The organism is Virgibacillus sp. W0430 (genome assembly GCF_051846935.1).
Taxonomy (GTDB): Bacteria; Bacillota; Bacilli; order Bacillales; family Amphibacillaceae; genus JBPYCR01.
On the sequence record NZ_JBPYCS010000002.1, the window covers coordinates 15,818 to 31,514 of the forward strand.

The 15,697-nt window shown below is 38.5% G+C and carries 15 protein-coding genes; all 15 read right to left on the bottom strand.

Features of this window, described 5'->3' with window-relative positions; genetic code table 11:
* Positions 1 to 259: 259 nt before the first annotated feature.
* The 15 genes from spoIIID to ACLIBH_RS01325 all read right to left on the bottom strand — a co-directional run bounded on the left by spoIIID (position 260) and on the right by ACLIBH_RS01325 (position 15,217).
* Positions 260 to 547: a sporulation transcriptional regulator SpoIIID gene (spoIIID, locus tag ACLIBH_RS01255; RefSeq protein ID WP_439314861.1), complete on the bottom strand. Its 288-nt coding sequence runs from the start codon at positions 545 to 547 to the stop codon at positions 260 to 262.
* Between the two features lie 373 nt (positions 548 to 920).
* Complete coding sequence (locus ACLIBH_RS01260) at positions 921 to 1,748, bottom strand: peptidoglycan DD-metalloendopeptidase family protein (protein ID WP_439314862.1); 828 nt, start codon at positions 1,746 to 1,748, stop codon at positions 921 to 923.
* Positions 1,749 to 1,900: 152 nt separating this feature from the next.
* Entirely contained in the window at positions 1,901 to 3,055 is a 1,155-nt protein-coding gene (gene spoIID, locus ACLIBH_RS01265; RefSeq protein WP_439314863.1) for a stage II sporulation protein D, read from the bottom strand.
* Between the two features lie 1,129 nt (positions 3,056 to 4,184).
* The gene (murA, locus tag ACLIBH_RS01270; RefSeq protein ID WP_439314864.1) at positions 4,185 to 5,525 is read right to left on the bottom strand and encodes a UDP-N-acetylglucosamine 1-carboxyvinyltransferase; all 1,341 of its coding nucleotides are present in this window, start codon (positions 5,523 to 5,525) and stop codon (positions 4,185 to 4,187) included.
* 35 nt (positions 5,526 to 5,560) lie between these two features.
* Entirely contained in the window at positions 5,561 to 6,274 is a 714-nt protein-coding gene (locus ACLIBH_RS01275) for a YwmB family TATA-box binding protein (RefSeq protein ID WP_439314865.1), read from the bottom strand.
* 187 nt (positions 6,275 to 6,461) lie between these two features.
* Positions 6,462 to 6,692 (bottom strand): DUF1146 family protein, encoded by a 231-nt coding sequence (locus ACLIBH_RS01280; protein ID WP_439314866.1) that lies wholly within the window; start codon positions 6,690 to 6,692, stop codon positions 6,462 to 6,464.
* Between the two features lie 1,255 nt (positions 6,693 to 7,947).
* Positions 7,948 to 8,346: a F0F1 ATP synthase subunit epsilon gene (locus ACLIBH_RS01285; protein ID WP_439314867.1), complete on the bottom strand. Its 399-nt coding sequence runs from the start codon at positions 8,344 to 8,346 to the stop codon at positions 7,948 to 7,950.
* Between the two features lie 236 nt (positions 8,347 to 8,582).
* Positions 8,583 to 9,986 carry a F0F1 ATP synthase subunit beta gene (atpD, locus tag ACLIBH_RS01290; protein WP_439314868.1) on the bottom strand — a complete coding sequence of 468 codons (1,404 nt, stop codon included), beginning with the start codon at positions 9,984 to 9,986 and terminating at the stop codon, positions 8,583 to 8,585.
* 39 nt (positions 9,987 to 10,025) lie between these two features.
* Entirely contained in the window at positions 10,026 to 10,883 is an 858-nt protein-coding gene (gene atpG, locus ACLIBH_RS01295; RefSeq protein ID WP_439314869.1) for an ATP synthase F1 subunit gamma, read from the bottom strand.
* A gap of 116 nt (positions 10,884 to 10,999) precedes the next feature.
* Positions 11,000 to 12,511: a F0F1 ATP synthase subunit alpha gene (gene atpA, locus ACLIBH_RS01300; protein ID WP_439314870.1), complete on the bottom strand. Its 1,512-nt coding sequence runs from the start codon at positions 12,509 to 12,511 to the stop codon at positions 11,000 to 11,002.
* 21 nt (positions 12,512 to 12,532) lie between these two features.
* Positions 12,533 to 13,075 (bottom strand): F0F1 ATP synthase subunit delta, encoded by a 543-nt coding sequence (locus tag ACLIBH_RS01305; protein WP_439314871.1) that lies wholly within the window; start codon positions 13,073 to 13,075, stop codon positions 12,533 to 12,535.
* A complete protein-coding gene (gene atpF, locus ACLIBH_RS01310) occupies positions 13,072 to 13,536 on the bottom strand; it encodes a F0F1 ATP synthase subunit B (protein ID WP_439315019.1) in 465 nt (154 codons plus the stop codon). Before atpF ends, ACLIBH_RS01305 begins: the two co-directional genes overlap by 4 nt.
* A gap of 176 nt (positions 13,537 to 13,712) precedes the next feature.
* Complete coding sequence (atpE, locus tag ACLIBH_RS01315; protein ID WP_439311583.1) at positions 13,713 to 13,919, bottom strand: F0F1 ATP synthase subunit C; 207 nt, start codon at positions 13,917 to 13,919, stop codon at positions 13,713 to 13,715.
* 115 nt (positions 13,920 to 14,034) lie between these two features.
* Positions 14,035 to 14,757, bottom strand: a complete 723-nt coding sequence (gene atpB, locus ACLIBH_RS01320; protein ID WP_439314872.1) for a F0F1 ATP synthase subunit A — start codon at positions 14,755 to 14,757, stop codon at positions 14,035 to 14,037.
* A 97-nt stretch (positions 14,758 to 14,854) separates the two neighbouring features.
* Positions 14,855 to 15,217 (bottom strand): ATP synthase subunit I, encoded by a 363-nt coding sequence (locus ACLIBH_RS01325; protein WP_439314873.1) that lies wholly within the window; start codon positions 15,215 to 15,217, stop codon positions 14,855 to 14,857.
* Positions 15,218 to 15,697 lie beyond the last annotated feature (480 nt).

A 15,697-nucleotide genomic window follows, 5' to 3' on the forward strand; every position in this document is an offset into this window, starting at 1 on the left:
CGACACGATAGTGGAGCGATAAGAGTTGAGTCGATGCCCTGTTGAAAACGTCCACCTGAACTGAAAATCAACGGTGAAAGAAATCATAATAAAAAAGCATAGACGCAACATTTACGACTATGCCACTTTATTAAAAAAACTCATCTCTACTAGCACCACACTAAAGGTGTCTTCTTTTTATTAACGAAAAGACTTTGCTCAAAATAACGACCGTTTTTCAGTGGCCTCCCTAATCGTATTAGTGACTTTTTTAGTTGGACTAGCTTACTGGGTCTTTAGGTGCATCATTTTTTACTTCGGCTGTCGTGCGGTATTTTTTTCTCGTTGCTTCGCCTCCTCTTAAATGTCGGATCGATTTGTGGTATTCTAATATTTCTTTTACTTGCTTCGCTAACTCGGCATTTACTTCTGGTAGACGTTCTGTTAGATCCTTATGAACTGTGCTTTTTGAAACACCAAACTCCTTTGCTATCATTCGGACTGTTTTTCGTGTCTCAACGACATAATTACCAATCCGGATAGTCCTTTCTTTGATGTAATCGTGCACACCGTTCGCCTCCCTATGTTGAATTTCCGAGGTGTCCATCGAGACAAGGTGTATTATGTGACGTGGCTTTAGGTAAAAGTCTACTTATCCTTCTGCTAACAGATGCCTATAAACAGGCATCGGATGCGTTCGTCGTTTCCCCATTTTTTATGTTAAGAGCGTTATTATATGTACATTAGAAAGGCCACACAAGCTCTCACCTCAGACATTACTTGAACGCTTGGTTTGTAACATTTTATTAATTGTTGTCCGTGTTTATGAGTAAAATCGGAAAATTTCCATAACGGACAAGTATTATTTAAAGACAAAAAAATAACCCTGGTTATTTTCCAGGGTCGATTGTTATTTATTTGCTTTGGTTTTTCTTATGTTTTTATGCTGGCGTTGAATTTACTGATGACTCGAGCTGCTTTCCTGCCTCGTCTTCATCTTTGTCTTCTTTTTCTTCTTTTTCTTCCTTTTCGTCTGTCTCATCTTCGTCGTTTTCTGCTGCTTCACTTTCCGACTTTACAGCATCAAGCTTATTCAATGGTTGGTTAAAAAATTGCTCTGGGTTCACCTGCATGTCATCTTTCCTTATTTCGAAGTGAACATGCGTACCACTGTCTTTTCCGAATAGGTTTTTCCCGGCTGTACCTATTTTGTCACCTTGCTTTACTTTATCGCCTGCTTTGACACCAACTTCTCCTAAGCTCGAATAATACGTGTCTACATCATTCTCATGAGAAATGATAACAACATTTCCGAGCAATGGGTCTTCTTTCACTTCTGTAATTGTTCCACTTAGCGATGCAATTACGTCGAAAGTCTCTCCATCTGCTGATGCGATATCAATGCCTGTACTCTGATAATAACGGTTGTTATAGAGGATCAGTCCATTTTCTTGATCCTGTTCATCTGCGTTGTAATCATAAAATTTAGTTACGATTTCTGCTTGGTCTTCATTTTTCACAGGCATTTGAATCATTTCCTGTTGTTCCATTACCGCTTCGGCATCCTCATTGAATGGATCGGAGCCGATACCATCTGCTGTTTCGTTCTGTTCTACTTCGTCTGGTAGTTGATTATCGATATTTTGATACCAGACGACAACGGTCAGCAAAACGGCTGCAATTGTTAAATACAATGCTGGGAAAAACCATTTCTTTCGGAAAATGCGCCGCAACTTATTTTTAGAAGCGCCATTTTGTTCTTCTTTCATTTGATCATCACCTCAACAACCATTGTGATCAAATAAAAGAAAATATATACATTTGCTGGAATTTTTTTTAATATTTATGGATTGGTTGCTTAAATTTTGGGCAACTTAAACAGTTATAAGTTGTCTTTTACAAATATAACCTAACGTTTTTTTTATTTTGCAACGAGCGTAGGTGCAATTTCACGCACATTGCTTACTTCAACTCCTTGATAATAATATTGTACAATTTCTTTATAGCTTTTTCCCTCCTGAGCCATACCGTTAGCACCGTATTGACTCATGCCAACACCATGCCCATATCCCTTTGTTTTAAAAACGAAATGGTCATTTTTCTGTTCAATTGAAAAATCACTTGATTGGAGACCAAGCTTTTCACGCACTTCTCTCCCAGTCAGCGTGTTATCTCCTAGCTGTAATTCAGCCACACGTCCACTAGCTGTTCGAGTAATATGCGCTTCAACTGGTAAGGACGTTGGTAAGGGAACCTGTAACGCTGTTTTTAAATTTTGTAAAGTGAATACTTTTTGGTCCAAATATTTTGGCGATGCGGTATCCCATTCGCTTTCTACACTACGTAAGTATGGCAATTCGTTTTCCCAGTAATCTTCCGAGTTCTCTGTAAAGCCATTACTTGTTGAAAAAAACGCAGGAGTAATCGGTGCATCTTTATATGTTAAAACTTGCCCACTTGTAGCATACACTGCTTCTTTTATTTTTTTCATCTTCCAATCAAAATCATTGCCCCATCTTTCTTTTAGTTCAGCTTCATTTTGATACACTTGATGCTTAGTAGTATCTGTTACATCGGAGTCCAAATTAGTATCGTTATGCAGCAAATGATTGACAATATAAGTTCTAGCTGCAAGTGCTTGTGCTTTTAACGCCTCTTGTTCGAATTCCGCAGGCATCTCGGATGCGACCACTCTCATTACGTATGTTTCTAACGGAACATCTTCAATTTCATCAGAGACGGAACGCATAACTGCAACTGAAAAAGGGGACTCAACCTCTACAGACAGTTCTGGCGTTTCATTTTTAGTAGGAATTGTTGTCAACTCATTATCTTGTTTAATAAAGGGGATTACAACCAACGACGGTACAATTACTATAATGATGATGAGCACTGCAACGAATAAAATAGCAGGCACTTTCCAACGAGAGGGAAATGGACGCAATGTTGCTGCTCGTTTATTGTTTATGGCGTTGGTACTGCTTTTTTTCACTTTCTGATTGCGGAATTGTTTTAGCATGGATGTTTTTCTACGTTTTCGTATTTGTTTTTTTAAGGTGTATCGATTTCGCTTCATCGTATCCTCCTCTACACATATCGATCTCTATCATACATACATTGCTTAGTAACTTTTTACAATAAAAATTTCTCGTATATCGAATTGTCTATCTGTTGATAGGGTGCTGTATTTACGGGAGCGCCGTTCTACTCTTTCTATTTTTATACTTGTTGTTCCAATAGTAGACCGATGTTCCAAATTAGAAAGGTGCATGATAAAGTTAAATAAACAACGTTAAAAAGACGGTTTTAAATGAGAACCGTTCCTATAAACAATTGATATCGCCATTATATTTTGCGCATGATCACAACTATTTAATGCTTTTCATCATAAATTCGATTCCTTTATTTATTTTAAATAGAGAAAGCAAACTTCCTTGTTCATATGGAACAGATCATTCCCCCCTTATGCTCATTTCTATTTTCAAATAAAAAGATGATGCTCTCTACTATAATAATTATGTAAATGAAAACGAAGATATGATATATAAACAAGTAAAATTCATAGGAAAATTTAGTTTTGCTAACGGAATTGGAGGCTAGAATGGGTGGGCCTTTGTTTCTCGTGAAGAAGCTATGAATAGAAAATAAAAAAGTATGAGTAAAATGTTTGTGGGGAGAACAGATGCACGAATCTAATCTAGATAATACTTCGAACGATATACACATGAATAACACCGTTGATTTTCACTGCAGGTGGATGCTTTCCGCAGGCACGGCTTCAGCCTCCTCGGAAAGCGTAGTGTATATCTACTGCGGTCGGTAGGAATCAATACTAATAGTAACGAATACAAAGAGCGGTTTTTTAACTGCTTAAAATGACACCGACAAATACGTGACTCAATCAAATAAAAAAGAGGTTCTTTGTCCAATGACGTTAGTGATGTATTGTAAGTTGAGGAAGATCTAACCATGAAGTAGAGCGAAAACATGAAAGCTTGTGCTCTGGTTTCGCATTAAAGAGGGCTAATAGCATTAGTGCACACACTTCAATACTGTTTAAGCGGTTTTTGGCAAATGACGTTAGTGAATTTCCTTCACATTTCCCTACAAAAGTAATGGTTTTTTTCTTCACCAACGTCATACATATATTGTACAACCAAAAAAGACGGCACAATGCGCCATCTTTTTCTATTAATCTATAATCGTTATGATAGTTCAGCTACTACTCTATTTTTTTTGTATTCAAGCGGCATTATAGGCTTGACAGTTTCTACAGTACCTTGTTCCGACTCAGTCACTCGTTTAATATTTGCTCCAAGAGAAGCAAGTTTTCCAGATAAATCAACGTAGCCACGATCTAAATGTTTTAGTTCCGTTACTCGTGTCATTCCATCTGCACGGAGACCTGCTAATATTAGCGCAGCTCCTGCACGAAGATCTGTTGCGGCAACTTCAGCACCTTGTAAATCGCACGGTCCTTCGATAATTACACTTCGACCTTCAATTTTCATTTTTGCATTCATGCGTCGGAATTCCTCAACATGCATAAACCGATTTTCAAATACCGTTTCTGTTAATACACTCGTTCCTTCCGCACACAGCATTAATGCCATCATTTGTGACTGCATATCAGTAGGGAAACCTGGATGTGGCAACGTTTTTATATCGGTAGCCGTTAGCTTCTCTGGACCGATAACACGAATACCTCCACCTTCTTCGCTTATTTTTACTCCCATTTCTTGAAGCTTAGAAATAAGCGGTCGCAAGTGCTCACTTTCTGCATTTTCTATAAGCACATCTCCACCTGTAATCGCGGCAGCAACCATAAATGTCCCTGCTTCAATTCGGTCGGGAATAATGGAATGTTTTGCTCCTTTTAATGCGTCTACTCCTATGATTTTAATTGTTTCAGTGCCAGCACCGACTATTTTTGCACCCATTTTATTCAAATAATTTGCTAGATCAACGATTTCGGGTTCTTTTGCACTGTTTTCGATAATCGTTTTCCCTTCAGCTAGCGCTGCTGCCATCATAATATTTTCTGTCGCACCAACACTTGGTACATCTAAATAAATTTTCGCACCTTGGAGACGTCCGTTTGCATGAACTTCAACATAGCCGTTTCCTACATGTACTTCTGCACCCATTGCTTCAAAGCCTTTTAAATGTAGATCGATCGGACGGGTTCCAATCGCACACCCTCCTGGCAAAGCAACTTTTGCATGCCCGTAACGAGCTAATAAAGGTCCTAACACTAAAACAGACGCTCTCATTTTTCTCACATACTCAAAAGGAGCTTCTGTCATTAATTGCTTCGTTGCATCTACAGTTATTGTATTATTTTTAAATTTAACATTTGCATTCATACTTCGTAATACTTCATTAATTGTATATACATCAGCTAATACTGGAACATCTGTAATTACGCTTTTACCTTCACTCGCAATTAAACTCGCAGCAATAACGGGAAGTACAGCGTTTTTTGCACCTTCAACTTTAACGGAACCGCTCAGCCGCTCTCCGCCCCTTACGATGATTTTTTCCATGACTTAAATCTCCTTCGAATTCTAATCTCAATACATTAATATTCATTTACTAGGATAGGTGTTCCAATTGTCAAATTGGATTGATTTTCATCTGCTTCCTTTTCGACAATTTGAATGTTTAGCGGTTTACTGTTTATCAGCATTTTTTGCTCCCATAGTGGTGTATACCCATAAATTATATTTTTATGCGTAGAATCTTCCACTGTGTCTGTCTGTGTCGCTATATGTAATAAATTTAATTTATCGTCTAAATTTGTCAGTAAAACTCCAATTTCAATTATACCACTATCCTTTGTTTTGATACAAGTAAACTTTTGGGAAGTTCGTGTGAAAAACTTATTTTTCGTCTGACTAAAAGAGCGGTACGCATCCCTAACAGCATTATTCCAGCTTGTTCCACTTATGACCGCATGAACCTCGGCATAACTAGTTGCTTGCTTTGAAATGAGTACACTATACTGTACGTTAAATGTTTCCGTTTTGTTTCGGTCTTCAATGACATATTTTATCGTATTTTCATTTTCTGAAACAGTGACCAAGTGACTATCTTTAATTTTACGCACAAGTTTCTGTACAGTCTTTACCTTTCGTTTATCTTTATAAATAACTTCCCATTCAGCGACATCTAGGTTGTTTTCCAATATAAATGAAGCTAAATAATTTAGCTCCTCCTGCTCTGGTGTTTGATTAGCTCCAATTGAACTAAATAAAATAATAAGACTTGTAATGAATCCAGTTAATTTCAACATAAAAAATCCCCCTAATCATACTAAAATCAGTATGTACAGGAGGATATAAATTAATACGGTACAAATAACGACATCTCGACGACTTATCGTCTAATTATTCGAAGGGTTTTTCTTTTTGATAAATGTACTGTAGAGATCACTCGTAATTAATACAGCCATAATACGTAAAGCACTTCTTGTATGTTATTTAAAACAGAAAAATTAAGTTTTGAGAAGCATAAAGAATATCAAGGAAAAATTGACTAACACTTGTACCAATGACAATTGTTAAAAAAATAATTAGCACACGCGCTTCAACGATTTTCCCTTTACGAATTAATGGATCGAAATTGATTGCTTGTAGTGCAATCCATGTAATATAAATAAATATGATGTGCGAAATTAAAGTGACAAGTGCTGTTTGTCCGATTGATAGCAAGGAGATCACCTATCTTATTAAAATTGTAATATATTGCTACTTTGCCATTTGTGCTTTCTTTTGTCAATGGCCTAAACTGATCGTCATCTATTAACTGTAGAAATGAATTTTTATAAACGCCGTAGACCGCCATTTTTTTGCATATAAGTATGCTAATTATACGTGTGTTATTGAATTTTATCCGAAGCTGACAAATCCCAATTTATCTTTGCCTTTCATTCTTCCCTTTATGGTTTACAACTCGTACGATCTATTGTTATTTGAGATAACTCTTAATAACTAACTTCACGCGATTTTTGTTCACCATTTGTTCGAGCATTTTTGACAAACAATTATATTTCCTGGGAAATAGCGACACATTTTGTGAAAAACACAACATAAAACACATTATTAACTAATTCAAAATAAAGTACGCCTTTATTTTCTCAAACGTGTTTGATTACCAAAAAAGAGAATATGGGAGTTTTTTTGTCTTACTTTAATGTAAGATTCAATCCAAAGTACAATAAGAAAGAACCCCACATTCAATATAGCGCCTAAAGAAGGTTGTACAATAAATGTCGTAGGTGAGAAAAAAGCCATTACTTTTTGGTAGGGAAATGTAAAGACACGAACGTTATTTTGATTTCATAATAAAAAACAAGTGTATTTCCCTGTCGAATAAAAGGCGTCGAAAACCATATCCAGGAGGGAAATCACTTGTTTAGTCGCTTATGGTTACAGAAGCGTCACAAATTATAAAAATCGAATCATGCTTTATTTCAAGCGGAAACCTGTAGAAACAGAGTACAATACAAAACCATAAAGAAACACACCCCAATCCAGCTTAAACAGCATTGAAGTGCGCAATAAGGCTATTAGCTCTCTTTAAGCTGACTGGAACGGAAAATCGACGGACTCCTGCGGAAATAGCATGAATCCGAAGATCACTGTAGCGACTCGGATAGAGGAGCTACAGAAGCTGCGGCAGTAACCGCGGAAAGCCTGTCGACTGTAGTGCAAGTCAGCGGAATCAGAGCGCAAGATTTCATGTTTTTGTTCTACTTCATAATTAGTACTCCTCGACTTAAAATACATCACAAGCGTCATTTGACAAAGAACGGTAAAGAACGAAATCAAAAAGACGCTAGTGAAATCCACCACGCTTCTCGTTAGAAGAAGTACGTAATTTATTTTCACCAACGTCCTATTTTGTAAAACGCAAGTTTCAACGTATCTGGTCGTATATCCCAGATCTGTTACACGTTGCGTTGCACTAATTCGTAATATTTAATCGGTTCATTGCTCGTTTGAGTGCTAATTCAGCCCGTTGGAAATCAACTTCGTCTTGTTTTTGAGATTGAAGGAGTTGCTCAGCTCGTTCTTTTGCTTTTTGAGCTCGCTCTACATCAATTTCGGAAGGCTTTTCAGCAGATTGGGCTAGAATTGTAACCTTTTCAGGACGTACTTCTAAAAACCCACCATTAACAGCAACTTTTTCAACGGTACTGCCTTTCTTTAAACGTACAGCACTTATTGTTAAAGGTGCAACTAAAGGAATGTGCCCAGGTAAAATACCGAGCTCACCATTTTCTGCTTTACAACTAACCATTTCAAAGTCATCTTCCAAAACAGGGCCATCAGGAGTAACAACACTCACAGTTAGTGTTTTCAATGGAACCCCTCCTAGAGAATTTTGAAGAGCTGGGCATGCTAAGAACACCGCTTGCTCATGTACAGCGTACAGCACGCTTTGTTTACACGCCCAAATCCTCCTGCCTTCTCTTATTTATAAGTAATTCGTATTTGAATTTATGCAAACGGGGAAACGTACCCTTTGAAATATCCGGCAGCGTATGTAATTGAGTCAGCAATTACATACGCATACGTGTACGCTTCCACGTATAATTGTTACATTCCTTGAGCTTTTTCAACTACTTCTTCAATGCGTCCAACTAAGCGGAATGCATCTTCTGGAAGATCGTCGTATTTACCCTCAAGAATTTCCTTGAATCCTTGCACTGTTTCTTTAACGGGTACATAGGATCCTGGCTGCCCAGTAAACTGTTCAGCAACGTGGAAGTTTTGTGATAAAAAGAATTGAATTCGACGTGCACGTGAAACTGTTAGTTTATCTTCATCACTTAGCTCGTCCATTCCTAGAATAGCAATAATATCTTGTAGCTCACGATAGCGCTGAAGTGTACGCTGTACAGCTGTTGCCACTTCATAATGCTCTTCTCCTACTACTTCTGGATCAAGCGCACGTGATGTAGATGCTAACGGATCAACGGCTGGATAGATTCCTTGCTCCGATAATTTACGATCTAAGTTTGTTGTTGCATCCAAGTGGGCAAACGTTGTAGCAGGTGCTGGGTCTGTGTAGTCATCTGCAGGTACGTAAATAGCCTGGATCGATGTAACAGAACCTTTATTCGTTGATGTAATTCGTTCCTGTAATTGTCCCATTTCTGTTGCAAGTGTAGGCTGGTAACCAACCGCTGAAGGCATCCGACCTAGAAGTGCCGACACCTCAGAACCTGCTTGAGTAAAGCGGAAAATATTATCAATAAACAATAATACGTCTGCGCCTTTTTCATCACGGAAGTATTCAGCCATTGTAAGCCCTGTTAGTGCTACACGCATACGTGCTCCAGGTGGCTCGTTCATCTGACCGAAAACCATAGCTGTTTTATCGATAACGCCTGAATCCTTCATTTCAAAATAAAGGTCATTTCCTTCACGCGTACGCTCACCAACACCAGCAAATACAGAAATACCTCCATGCTCTTGAGCGATGTTGTTAATTAGTTCTTGGATTAGTACTGTTTTACCTACACCAGCACCACCAAACAAACCGATTTTTCCACCTTTAATGTAAGGTGCTAAAAGGTCTACAACTTTAATCCCTGTTTCCAAAATCTCTGTCTCTGTTGATAAGTTTTCAAATTCTGGAGCGTCTCTATGAATCGGGTCAAGACGTGTCCCTTCTGGTAATGGTTCATCAAGATCGATGTTTTCTCCGAGTACGTTAAATACTCTCCCTAATGTTACATCTCCTACTGGAACGGAGATCGGTCCATTTGTACTAACTACTTCCATTCCACGTTGTACACCATCTGTAGATGACATTGCAATTGTACGTACTGTGTTATCACCAAGGTGAAGTGCTACTTCTAATGTTAAGCTGTTCGTTTTGTCAGTGTTGTCCGCAAATTGAACAGTTAATGCATCATAAATTTCAGGAAGCTGATCGTCTCCAAACTTAACGTCGACGACAGGTCCCATTACTTGTGTAACATGTCCTTTACTCATCGATTTCCCTCCTAACTTCCTTTCGAACTCTCTTGCTTTTTATTCTAATGCGGCTACTCCGCCGATGATCTCGGTGATTTCTTGCGTAATAGCTGCTTGGCGTGCGCGGTTATAAGACAATGTCAATTCGTCTATTAATTCCTCGGCATTATCTGTTGCGCTCTTCATTGCAGTCATTCGTGCAGCATGCTCACTCGCTTTTGCTTGTAGTAACGCTCCATAAATTAAGCTTTCAGCGTACTGTGGCAAGAGCACTTCCAAGATTTGTTCTTCATCTGGCTCATACTCATAATCGCTTGTCGCGCCACTTGTTTCAATATTTGTTATTGGCAACAAGGTTGTCTCTGTAACTACTTGAGAGATGGCACTAACGTATTGATTGTAAATGATAATTAATTCATCAATTTCTTCTTCCGCATACATTTGTACGGATTTAGAAGCAAGCTCTTTAATTTCTGCGAAACGTGGTTGATCGGAAAGCCCTAAAACATTTTGCGACACAGGAATTTCCCGCTTTTTACAAAATTCAAAGCCCATTCGACCAAGCGTAATGACGGTATACTCATCTGTAGACTTGTGACGCTTTTGTATCGTTTGATACAAATGTCTTAAAACGTTACTGTTATATGCTCCTGCTAAGCCGCTGTCTGCAGTAATGATAACGTATCCAGTCTTTTTCACTTCACGTTTTTTGAGCATTGGATGTGAAACATCTGAATTGTTGTTCGCAATACTAGCTACAACCTCTTTGATTTTTTCACTATAGGGAGCGAATTTCCGAGCATTTTCTTCCGCTCTGCTCATTTTAGATGCCGAAACCATTTGCATTGCATTCGTAATTTGTTTCGTTTTTGTAGTAGAGTCGATCCGACCTTTTATTTCTCTAAGTGATGCCAAGCTTTTCACCACCCTTTCAAAACAGAATACGGAGTTTAGAATGAAGTCGATATACGCATGTTATTACGTATAGTCATTCTAAACTCTTCTTCCATAAGATTATTTTCAAAGGCTCATTATTTTTCAGTTGGTAAAAATGTCTTTTTAAATGAATCAATTGCTTCAGCCATATCTTTATCGTCAGGAAGGTTTCCTGTTTCACGGATAGATGTTAGCAATTCCTCGCGGTTGCTATCCATCCAAATATGGAATTCTTCTTCAAAGCGAACAATATCTTCAACTGGAATATCGTCCAAGAAGCCTTTTGTTAAGGCATAAATGATCATTACTTGCTTTTCAACAACTAATGGCTTATGAAGTCCTTGCTTAAGCACTTCGACTGTACGTTCCCCACGATTTAATCGTGCCTGCGTTGCCTTGTCCAAATCAGAGCCAAATTGTGCAAAAGCTTCAAGCTCACGGAATGCAGCAAGGTCGAGACGTAATGTACCTGCTACCTTTTTCATCGCCTTAATTTGTGCCGATCCACCTACACGAGATACAGATAAACCAGGGTTAATCGCAGGACGAACTCCTGAGAAGAAAAGGTCTGACTGCAGGAAGATTTGTCCATCTGTAATTGAAATAACGTTCGTTGGAATATATGCAGAAATATCGCCTGCCTGTGTTTCAACGAAAGGTAGAGCAGTTAATGAACCGCCGCCACGTGCATCACTCAATTTAGCAGCACGCTCTAGTAAACGTGAGTGTAGATAGAATACATCCCCTGGGAATGCTTCACGACCTGGAGGACGACGCAATAACAAGGAAAGCTCACGGTATGCTGCAGCTTGTTTTGATAAATCGTCATAAACAACAAGCACGTGCTTGCCGTTATACATAAATTCCTCACCCATTGTTACACCAGCATAAGGTGCTAAGTATAGTAATGGAGCAGGATCTGATGCACCCGCGGATACTACAATTGTGTAGTCCAAAGCGCCATAGCGACGGAATGTTTCAACCGTACTTCTAACGGTTGACTCTTTTTGACCGATTGCTACGTAAATACAAATCATGTCTTGATCTGCCTGGTTCAAAATGGTATCAACTGCTACCGTAGTTTTACCTGTTTGACGGTCTCCTATAATCAACTCACGCTGTCCTCTTCCGATTGGTACGAGGGCGTCAATTGCTTTAATACCCGTTTGTAGTGGCTCGTCAACGGACTTACGATCCATTACACCCGGAGCTGGTGATTCAATTGGCCGTGTTTTTGTCGTTTCTGCTGGTCCTTTCCCATCAATTGGTTGACCTAGCGGGTTAACTACACGACCCAAAAGTTCCTCCCCTACAGGTACTTGCATAATTCTACCAGTACGGCGAACTTCATCGCCTTCTTTAATTTCTGTATATGCACCTAGTATAACAATACCAACGTTACTTTCCTCTAGGTTCTGTGCCATTCCGATAACACCGTTTGAGAATTCAACGAGTTCTCCGGCCATTACATTATCAAGACCATGTGCACGTGCAATCCCGTCACCGATTTCAATTACAGTTCCGACATCACTTACTTCAATATCTGAATCAAACGATTCGATCTGCTGTTTAATCAGTGTACTGATTTCTTCAGCTTTAATGCTCATACCATTTCACCCCTATCTTCATTAGTTTGCAGTTACGATATTTCGTTCAATTCGCTTTAATTTACCGCTAATAGAACCATCGTAAATCGTATTTCCAATCCGTATTTTCATTCCGCCAATTAAGTCGGAGTCAACAACATTCTTAATTTTAATCGTATTCTTGTTAAATCGTTGGGCAAAAGAAGCTGCTAAATCTTCTTTTTCTGTTTTTGATAGTTCTCGAACAGAGTATACAGTTGCTTCGGCAATGCCTTTTGCATCGTTGTATAATTGGATAAAATGATCAATCATGGATGGAACGAGTTCCACACGCTGACGTTCGACAAGAATTTTTAATGTATTTAAAATATCTGTCTGAATTCCTTGAAAAACTTCATCGAGAAACTGCTTCTTTTTTTCATTTGTAATTCTAGGGTGCTTCAGGAAAACGACAAGACTATCATTCACTTCTAGAACTTCTTTTACGACGCGTAACTCTTCTATTAATTGATCTAATGTAGCTTTTTCGTCGCCAAGTTGAAAAAGAGCATCTGCATAACGTTTGGCAACTACGGCTTCACTCATAGCTCTTCTCCTACCTCTTTAATATATTCATTGATCAATTTATCTTGATCCTGTGCGCTAATTTCCTTCTCAATTACTTTACTTGCAATTAAAACGGATAATGAAGCCACTTTATCTTGAAGTGCTTGAATTGCCTTTTCTTTTTCGTTTTCAATCTCTTCTTGTGCTGCCTTTTTAATTCGATCTGCTTCTAGACGAGCCGATTGAATAATATCCTGCTCTTGTCTAACTCCAGCATTTTTGGCATCTTCGATCATTTTTTGTGCTTCCTGCTTCGTTTGCTTTAGTTGTTCAACAGCTTCTTTCGATGCCTTTTCCGCTTCTGCACGGCTTTTTTCTGCTGCTTCGATTTCGCCAGCAACATAATCTTCCCGTTTTTTCATCATGTCCATAACAGGACCCCAGGCATACTTGCGGACTAAAATTAGTAAAACGACAAAGAACAACAGCTGAACGAGCATATCTCCAACTCGAAGTCCACCCAACACAGCGTATACGTGTGTATAATCGGTAAGTGCTTGCACAGAATTCACTCCTTCCACAACAGATAAGTATATGTCAAAACGCATTTAATTTGAGCCAAGTATAAACAACGGCGAAGGTATTAATATCCGCTTCGCCATTTGTTAAAAACGTGTTACATAACGATTAATGCGATAACTACCCCAATGATCGGTACCGCTTCAACCAATGCAACCCCGATAAACATTGTTGTTTGTAGCTGACCTCTAAGTTCTGGCTGACGAGCAATCCCTTCAACTGTACGACTTACGATCAAACCGTTACCAATACCTGCACCAAGTGCACCTAATCCTACTGCTATTGCAGCTGCTAAAGCTCCCATAATATAATTCCTCCTCATTGTTTTTATAACTTTTATAATTTAATTCCAGTTTTAATCAAATTAAAGCTGGTTCATGCATATAATGTAAAGTGATTCAAATTGCTTTCATTTACCCCTAGTGCTCGTTACTTACTTTATGTGAAATAAACACGAGCGTTAGCATTGTAAATATAAATGCTTGAATTCCCCCGATAAAGATACTAAATCCTTGCCATGCGAGGAACGGGATTGCTCCACCTAGGAATCCGAAAACTCCTGAAGTTGTTAATCCAACTAATAATGCCAACAAAACTTCTCCAGCATATAGGTTACCAAACAAACGCAAACCGAGTGTTAACGTATTCGCAAATTCTTCGATCAGCTTAATCGGAAACAATACCGGGATCGGTCTGAAATAATCCAGGAAATATTCTTTTCCGCCGCGAAGCTTAATGCCATAAAAATGCGATAATAAAATAACCATTGTTGACAAGGTTAGCGTAATACCTGGATCGGCAGTCGGTGATTTCCACCACAGCTCATCCCCAAATACACCATTTGTAATTACACCAAGCATGTTGCCAACTAAAATATACGTAAATAATGTAAGTGCCAATGGCAGGAATACTTTACCTGTTTTCCAATCCATTGTGTCATTAATCATGCCTTTAATGAAATCAAGAATCCATTCCATAACATTTTGTGCACCCGACGGCTTCATTTCAATCTTTCGGGCTCCTAATACACAAAGTACAAATACGATAAGCGATGTAACGGCAATCATCAACACGTTAGACAAGTTGAAGTCAAGCCAAGAAATACCAAATACGTTTTCTACAATTGGTGCTCCATGATCCATTCAATTCACCCCGCTTTCAGACCAGTTTTGTTAGACGAAGAATAAGACAGCCACTCAGTAATGGGTAGCACCTTTCTTCTAAACAGTGGGGAGTTCCCTATCTGTTAAACAAAATAAAATCAACCATAACGACAACATATGCTGTCATTAACCCTACGATAAAAGCGATGATATCGATATTTTCTTCTAACCGTAATACGATAATCACACCTAAAGCAACAGCGGCTAACCGGGACAGTGTGCCAAGACCTTTTGCTTTTTGTTTTTTTTCAACTGCTTCAGAAAAATCGTTTATTTTCTTTTGCATTAGCCACAAATTGTAGAAGCTAATAACACTTCCTAAAGCAAGTCCTAAAAAAATAGTCGTGTAAGGTGTAAATCCTGCCCCAAGGACTAAGAGTGCGAGAAGATAGAGCATCCATTTGCGTTGTCGAACAGCCATTGTTTCATAATTCAACATTCTTCACTCTTCTCTTCTGTAAAATCAGTAAAGCTTGTAGAATATACAGCGCAAAATCAGACACATTTCACTTGCTATTCCGACATTTGCCGCCTTTCAAAATACTTACCTATAATTGTGTTAAAGGCACACAGTTATGCAGTATAATTATTACATTCCACACTTTGCAATTCTACCTTAGCTATACCGCAATGTCAATTAGTTATAAGGGATTCACGGACAGCAATTTAAATAGGACGTTTTTGGCTTTTCTAGTCACGTCCCTTAGTCATTATAAAGGAAGTAACATGTCGAATGGTTGACATTTTTGTGAACAATTTTGTGAAAAGTATACAACCTTCAATTCTCTCCATTTTTCCAGCTGCGATTTGATTTTAATCATCCAATGCGGTACGGTCTCGTACTTCATCAACAATTGCTATTCAACGATATATAAAGTGTAAATTGCGTTGTTGGTTCATGGAGTGACCGAGGGCACTC